7 protein-coding genes are annotated in these 6,973 nt (G+C 69.5%); 4 read left to right on the top strand and 3 right to left on the bottom strand.

Annotated features, from left to right (window positions below; translation table 11 throughout):
• The 3 genes from ccsB to RT051_RS10390 all read left to right on the top strand — a co-directional run.
• Positions 1 to 609, top strand: a 609-nt coding sequence (gene ccsB, locus RT051_RS10400; protein ID WP_313076119.1) for a c-type cytochrome biogenesis protein CcsB, incomplete at its 5' end; no start/stop codon positions are given.
• A gap of 171 nt (positions 610 to 780) precedes the next feature.
• Entirely contained in the window at positions 781 to 1,785 is a 1,005-nt protein-coding gene (gene msrP / locus RT051_RS10395) for a protein-methionine-sulfoxide reductase catalytic subunit MsrP (protein WP_313076117.1), read from the top strand.
• Entirely contained in the window at positions 1,785 to 2,432 is a 648-nt protein-coding gene (locus RT051_RS10390; RefSeq protein WP_313076113.1) for a protein-methionine-sulfoxide reductase heme-binding subunit MsrQ, read from the top strand. The genes msrP and RT051_RS10390 overlap by 1 nt, the downstream gene beginning before the upstream one ends.
• Before the next feature lie 64 nt (positions 2,433 to 2,496).
• On the opposite strand, the gene lysA is transcribed toward RT051_RS10390, so the two are convergent.
• Both lysA and lptM read right to left on the bottom strand, forming a co-directional pair.
• Complete coding sequence (lysA, locus tag RT051_RS10385; protein ID WP_313076110.1) at positions 2,497 to 3,795, bottom strand: diaminopimelate decarboxylase; 1,299 nt, start codon at positions 3,793 to 3,795, stop codon at positions 2,497 to 2,499.
• A complete protein-coding gene (lptM, locus tag RT051_RS10380; RefSeq protein ID WP_313076108.1) occupies positions 3,792 to 4,022 on the bottom strand; it encodes an LPS translocon maturation chaperone LptM in 231 nt (76 codons plus the stop codon). The genes lysA and lptM overlap by 4 nt, the downstream gene beginning before the upstream one ends.
• 51 nt (positions 4,023 to 4,073) lie before the next feature.
• On the opposite strand from lptM, the gene cyaY reads away from it, so the two are divergent.
• Positions 4,074 to 4,406 carry an iron donor protein CyaY gene (gene cyaY / locus RT051_RS10375; RefSeq protein WP_313076106.1) on the top strand — a complete coding sequence of 111 codons (333 nt, stop codon included), beginning with the start codon at positions 4,074 to 4,076 and terminating at the stop codon, positions 4,404 to 4,406.
• Between the two features lie 36 nt (positions 4,407 to 4,442).
• On the opposite strand, the gene RT051_RS10370 is transcribed toward cyaY, so the two are convergent.
• Positions 4,443 to 6,800 carry a penicillin-binding protein 1A gene (locus tag RT051_RS10370; protein WP_313076120.1) on the bottom strand — a complete coding sequence of 786 codons (2,358 nt, stop codon included), beginning with the start codon at positions 6,798 to 6,800 and terminating at the stop codon, positions 4,443 to 4,445.
• Positions 6,801 to 6,973 lie beyond the last annotated feature (173 nt).

The following is a 6,973-nucleotide window of genomic DNA, read 5'->3' as shown; positions in this document are numbered from 1 at the left end:
CTCAAGAGCTGGTGGATGAAGCTGCACGTGCCGGCCAACTTCATCGGCTACGGCACCTTCGCGCTGGCGGCCATGGTGGCCTTCGCGTATCTCATCAAGCAGCAGGCCAGCGAGACGCGCTGGTACAAGCTCGCGCCGCTGTGGCTGCTGGGCATCGTGCTGTGCTTCGAGCCGCTGGCCTTCCGCCAGGACGCGGCTGCCGGCGGCAGCAGCTACTGGATGGTCTATTTCGGCATCTCGGCGCTGATCGTCGGCGGCATCCTGATGGCGCGCCGGCGCATCGCCGCGCAGCTGCCGGCGCTCGAAGTGCTGGACGACGTCATGTACAAGTCCATCGCCGTGGGCTTTGCCTTCTTCACCATCGCCACCGTGCTGGGCGCGCTGTGGGCGGCCGAGGCCTGGGGCGGCTACTGGAGCTGGGACCCCAAGGAGACCTGGGCGCTGATCGTCTGGCTGAACTACGCCGCCTGGCTGCACATGCGCCTCATGAAGGGCCTGCGCGGCACCCTGTCGGCCTGGTGGGCGCTGACCGGCCTGGCGGTGACGACGTTCGCCTTCCTGGGCGTGAACATGTTCCTGTCGGGGCTGCACAGCTACGGTACGCTATGAAATTGCTAGCTGTGTGCCGTTGATGCGCTGTCATTTGCGGCTGTTTTATGCCGTAAACGCAGCACAGGCGCCGGCTTGCAGCTACCAAAATCAGAGCAAGCCGCCCCTGCACCCGCAAGGGGCGGGCGGCCTGCGGCAGACTGGGCGCCTGACCTGCCCCTGGAGCCTGCCATGCTGATTCGCCCGCGCGACAACGGTTTTCTGCACCCCTTCCCGAGTGAGATCACGCCTCGCGCCGCCTACACGGGCCGCCGCGCCCTGCTGCGCCAGCTGGCCGGCGGCGCGGCTGGGGCAGCCCTGGCCAGCTGGGCCGGACGCGCCGCCCTGGCCGAGGAGGCGTTGTACCCGCCGCCCGGCCGCCAGCCGACGCTGCCCGCGCGGCGCAGCGCCCTGGCCGGCGGGGTGACCATGGAGAAGGTCACCAGCTACCAGGACGCCACCAGCTACAACAACTTCTATGAATTCGGCAGCGGCAAGGGCGACCCGGCCCGGAACGCCGGCACGCTCAAGACCCGGCCCTGGACGGTGACGGTCGAGGGCCTGGTCCACAAGCCGCGCACCTTCGACATCGACGAGCTCCTGAAGCTCTCGGCGCAGGAAGAGCGCATCTACCGGCTGCGCTGCGTCGAGGGGTGGTCCATGGTCATCCCGTGGGCGGGCTATTCGCTGGCCGAGCTGATCCGCCGCGTCGAGCCGCAGGGCAGCGCCAAGTATGTCGAGTTCGTGACCCTGGCCGACAAGGCTGCCATGCCGGGCGTGAATTCGCGCATCCTCGACTGGCCCTACACCGAGGGCCTGCGCCTGGACGAGGCCCTGCACCCGCTCACCCTGCTGGCCTTTGGCATGTACGGCGAGGTCCTGCCGCCGCAAAACGGCGCGCCGGTGCGTCTGGTCGTACCCTGGAAGTACGGCTTCAAGAGCGCCAAGAGCCTGGTGAAGATCCGCTTCGTCGAGCATGAGCCGGCCACTGCCTGGAACAAGACCGCGAAGAACGAATACGGCTTCTATTCCAACGTGAACCCCGACGTGCCGCACCCGCGCTGGAGCCAGGCCACCGAGCGGCGCATCGGCGAGGACGGGCTGTTTGCCAAAAAGCGCAAGACCTTGCCGTTCAACGGCTACGAGGGGCAGGTCGGCCCACTCTACGCCGGCATGGACCTGAAGAAGTTTTACTGATGGCGGTGCCTGCGGGCCAGGGCAGGGCGGCGCCACGCGGGCAGTGGCTGCTGGCACCCGGGGTGCGACTCGGGGTCTTCGTGCTGTGCCTGCTGCCGCTGGCCTGGCTGGTCTGGGGCGCCGCCGCCGACCGCCTGGGCGCCAACCCGGCCGAGGCGCTGATCCGTGCCCTGGGCGACTGGACGCTGCGCTTTCTGTGCCTGACGCTGGCCGTCACGCCGCTGCGCCTGGCGCTGCGGGTGCCGGCGCTGGCGCGGCTGCGGCGCATGCTGGGGCTGTTCACCTTCTTCTACGCGCTCCTGCATCTGCTGGCCTACGCCGGCTTCGACATGGGGCTGGAGGCTGGCGAGATCGCACGCGACGTGGCCCGGCGGCCCTTCATCCTGGTCGGCATGGGCGCGTTCGCCCTGCTGCTGGCGCTGGCGGCCACCTCGTTCAACCGCGCCATGCGCTGGCTCGGCGGGCGCCGCTGGCAGCGCCTGCACCGCAGCGTCTACCTGATCGCGGCCCTGGCGCTGCTGCATTTCTGGTGGATGCGCGCGGGCAAGAACGACTTTGCCGAGGTCTGGCTGTACATCGCCCTCGTGGCGGCGCTGCTCCTGGCCCGGCCCCTGCTGCGGCGCCGCGGTGCGCATCAAAAATCATAGCTGAAAATCGAGAAAGGGCGCCGACTGGCGCCCTTTTTTGCTTGAAACCTGGCAACGCCCGGGTTCAGCGCCCCGCGCCCAGCAGTCGCTCGTGCCGGAACAGGTCGCCCACGCTCTCGCGCGCGCGGACCAGGTGGGCCTGGTCGCCATCGACCAGCACCTCGGCCGGGCGCGGGCGGCTGTTGTAGGTGCTGCCCATGCTGGCGCAGTACGCTCCGGCCGACAGCACGGCCAGGTGCTCGCCCGGCGCCACGGCCAGCGCCCGGTCGCGCCCCAGCCAGTCGCCGCTTTCGCAGATCGGGCCGACCACGTCATAGACGCTGGCCTGGCGCTCGGGCCCGGTGCTCGCCTGCTCCAGTGGCACGATGGCGTGCCAGGCCTGGTACATGGCCGGGCGCGGCAGGTCGTTCATGGCGGCATCGACGATGCAGAAGTTCTTGTGCTCGCCGGGCTTGAGGTAGAGCACCTCGGTCAGGCAGACGCCGGCATTGCCCACCAGCGAGCGCCCGGGCTCGATCATCAGCGCCCGCTCGCCGTGGCCACGCTCGTCCAGCCGGGCCAGCAGCTTGGCCCACAGGGCATCGGCCGCCGGGGGGGTGTCGCCGTTGTAGTCGATGCCCAGGCCGCCGCCGAAGTCCAGGTGGCCGATGGGAATGCCCGCCGCCTCGATGGCCTCGACCAGGTCGAGCATGCGGTCCATGGCGTCCAGGTAGGGCGCTTCCTGGGTGATCTGCGAGCCGATGTGGCAGTCGATGCCGACCACGCGCAGCCCGGACAGCGACGCCGCGTGCTGGTAAATCGCCAGGGTGCGGTCGTGGGCCACGCCGAACTTGTTGCCCTTCAGGCCGGTGGAGATGTAGGGATGGGTGCGCGCATCGACGTCGGGGTTGACGCGGATGCTGACCGGCGCGCGCACGCCCATGCCGCTGGCCACCTCGTGCAGCACCTGCAGCTCGGCTTCGCTCTCGACGTTGAAGCACTGGATGCCGGCGTGCAGGGCCTGGCGCATCTCGGCGCGGGTCTTGCCCACGCCCGAGAAGATGACGCGCGCCGGATCGCCCCCGGCGGCCAGCACGCGCTCGAGTTCGCCGCCCGAGACGATGTCGAAGCCGCAGCCCTGGGAGGCGAACAGCTCCAGCACCGCCAGCGAGGAGTTGGCCTTCATGGCGTAGCAGATCTGCACCTGCCGGCCGGCAAAGCCGCGCTGGTAGGCGGCCAGCGCCTCCAGCATGGCGGCGCGGGAATAGACGTACAGCGGCGTGGCGTGCTCGCGCGCCAGGTCGGACAGGCGGCAGCCCTCCAGGTACAGCGAATGGTCGCGGTAATGCAGCTGGGGCTGGCCGGGCAGGGGGGAGGGGATCATGGACGGGGAGAGGCAGAAGGGGCGGGCGCCGCCTGGGGCGCCGTGCGCGTGGCCGGGCCCGGGCGCAGCGTCTGCGGCAGGCTGGCACGCTGGGCGGCGGCGGGCTCGGTGGGCAGGTACAGTGGGCCGCTCTGGCCGCAGCCGGCCAGGGCAGACAGCGCCGCCAGGGCGGTGAGGATGGCCGCAAGACGTGCGGGCCTGCGATGCACGCCCGGCACAGGGGCCATGCACATCTTGCCTAGAATCCGGCGGCTTGTGACCATCGAGCGATTGTAGTGATGACTGATCTTGAATTCATGGACCGCGCCGAGGCCCTGCTGCGGGCAGTGGAGGGCGGCTGCGACCGCATCAACGACGAGACCGACTGCGACCTGGACAGCCAGCGCAGCGGCGGCATGGTCACCCTGACCTTCGCCGACCGCAGCCAGATCATCATCAATCTGCAAAGGCCGCTGCATGAGGTCTGGATGGCCGCGCGCTCGGGCGGCTACCACTACCGTTTCGACGGCGGCCGCTGGCTGGACACGCGCTCGGGCGAGGAATTCTTCGCTGCCCTGTCGCGCGATGCCAGCGTCCAGGCCGGCCAGCCGCTGGTCTTCGCCGGGGCCTGACGGCCGGGGCGGCCACGGCCGCCCCCCGCTTCCGCGTCAGTTGCGAAACAGGTCGAGGATGCGGTTGCGCTCCTCGGCCGGGGGCGGCGGTGGGGGCGTGACGGCCGAGGCGGGCGGCGCGTCCTCCGAGGGCGCCGACGCCTCCAGGCCCACGGCGGAGACGCCGCCGCCGCGCGCGTATTCCTCGTAGTACCACTCACCGCTCACGTTGACCACGCCGGCCGGCACGGTGGGCTCGGCCACGGGCACGCCCTTGAGCGCCTTGTCCATGAAGTTGATCCAGATCGGCAGGGACAGGCCGCCGCCGGTCTCGCGGCTGCCCAGGTTGCGCGGCGTGTCATAGCCGATCCAGGACACGGCCGTGATGGTCGGCTGAAAGCCCGCGAACCAGGCGTCCACCGCGTCGTTGGTGGTGCCGGTCTTGCCGTACAGGTCGGGGCGCTTGAGCATGGACTGGGCGCGCGCCGCCGTGCCCGAGCGGGTGACCTCCTGCAGCAGGCTGTCCATGATGAAGGCGTTGCGCGCGTCGATGGCGCGCGGGTTCTGCTCGACCGGCGGCGGCTGGAAGTTCGACAGGATGCGGCCCTTGTGGTCCGTCACGCGGGCGATCAGATAGGGGTTGACGCGGTAGCCGCCGTTGGCGAAGACCGAGTAGCCGGTGGCCATCTGCATGGGCGTGACCGAGCCCGCGCCCAGCGCCATGGGCAGGTAGGCGGGGTGTTTCTCGGCGTCGAAGCCGAAGCGCGCCACCCACTGCTGCGCCGCCTTCGGCCCCACGGCCTGCAGCACGCGGATGGACACCAGGTTCTTCGAGCGCGCCAGGCCCGCGCGCATGGTCATGGGGCCGTCGTAGCGGCCGTCGTAGTTCTTGGGCTCCCAGGGCTGGCCACCGGTGACTCCGGCGCTGAAGAACAGCGGCGCGTCATTGATGACGGTGGCCGGGGTGAAGCCCTTTTCCAGGGCAGCCGAGTAGATGAAGGGCTTGAAGGCCGAGCCCGGCTGGCGCCAGGCCTGGGTGACGTGGTTGAACTTGTTCTTGTCGAAGTCAAAACCCCCCACCAGGGCGCGGATGGCGCCCGAGCGCGGGTCGATGGCGACGAACGCCCCCTCGACCTCGGGCAGCTGGGTGATCTCCCAGGTCTTTTTCGGCGTCTGCACCACGCGGATCACGGCGCCGCGGCGCAGCCGGATGTTGGGCGGCGCCTTGTCGGACAGGCCGGACTGCGCGGGCTTGAGGCCCTCTCCGGTGATCTCTAGCTTCTCGCCGTCGGCGCGCGCGGCCACGATCTTGCGGGCGTTGGCCTCCAGCACCACGGCGGCCAGCACGTCGCCGTTGTCGGGGTGGCTGGCCAGCGCGTCGTCGATGACGTCCTCGGCCTCGGCATCCGAGGCGGGCAGGGCCACGAAGCGCTCGGGGCCGCGGTAGTGCTGGCGCCGCTCGTAATCCATGATGCCCTGGCGCAGCGCGTGGTAGGCGGTCTCCTGCTCGCCGGCGTTCAGCGTGGTGTAGACGTTCAGGCCGCGCGTGTAGGCCTCGGCGCCGTACTGCGCAAAGATCAGCTGGCGCGCCATCTCGGCCACGTACTCGGCGTGCACGCGGGTGTTGCTGCTGCTGGGCGAGCGCAGGCGGATGGGCTCCTCCTTGGCGGCCGCGGCCTCGGCGGCGGTGATGAAGCCGTTTTCCTGCATGCGGTCGATGATGTGCAGCTGGCGCATGCGGGCGCGCTTGGGGTTGCTGATGGGGTTGTAGGCCGACGGCGCCTTGGGCAGGCCCGCCAGCATGGCCGCCTCGGCGATGGTCAGCGACTTGAGCGGCTTGCCGAAATAGGTCTCGGCCGCAGCGGCAAAACCATAGGCCCGGTTGCCCAGATAAATCTGGTTCATGTAGATCTCGAGGATCTGGTTCTTGCTCAGCAGGTGCTCGAGCTTGAAGGTGAGCAATATTTCGTAAATCTTTCGCGTGAAGGTTTTTTCAGACGAAAGATAGACGTTGCGCGCCACCTGCATGGTGATGGTGGAGGCGCCCTGGCTCTTGACGCGCCCCAGGTTGGCCAGCGCCGCGCGCAGCACGCCCTTGTAGTCCACGCCGCCATGCTGGAAGAAGCGCGCGTCCTCGATCGCCAGCACCGCCTGCGTCATGACGGGCGGAATCTCCTCGATGGGGGTCAGATTGCGCCGCTCCTCGCCAAACTCGCCCAGCAGCGCCCCTTCCGTGGAATAGACGCGCAGCGGCAGTTTGGGCCGGTAGTCGGCCAGCTCGGAGATGTCGGGCAGATTGGGGTAAGCCACGGCCAGTCCCAGCCCCACCGCCAGCACCAGCCCCAGGGCTGCCGCCACCCCCAGGCCGGCCAGCCATGCCAGGGCGAGAAGGGGCCAGCGCAGCCAGCGCGGCATGCCGGGCGCGGGCTTGGACGGACGGGGTGTCGGTTGGTTGGGTTTGGGATCGGAAGACGTCATGAAACTGGGCCGGCGGGGAACCGGGCATTATAAAAACTGCCCCGCTGGCGACGGCTACGGGCGTACAACCTTGGTGGGCGTGCGGGCTTGCTGATAGCATCGATCAAAAC

This window comes from Melaminivora sp., assembly GCF_032059615.1.
GTDB lineage: Bacteria > Pseudomonadota > Gammaproteobacteria > Burkholderiales > Burkholderiaceae_C > Melaminivora.
This window is presented reverse-complemented; position numbering and strand designations above follow the sequence as displayed.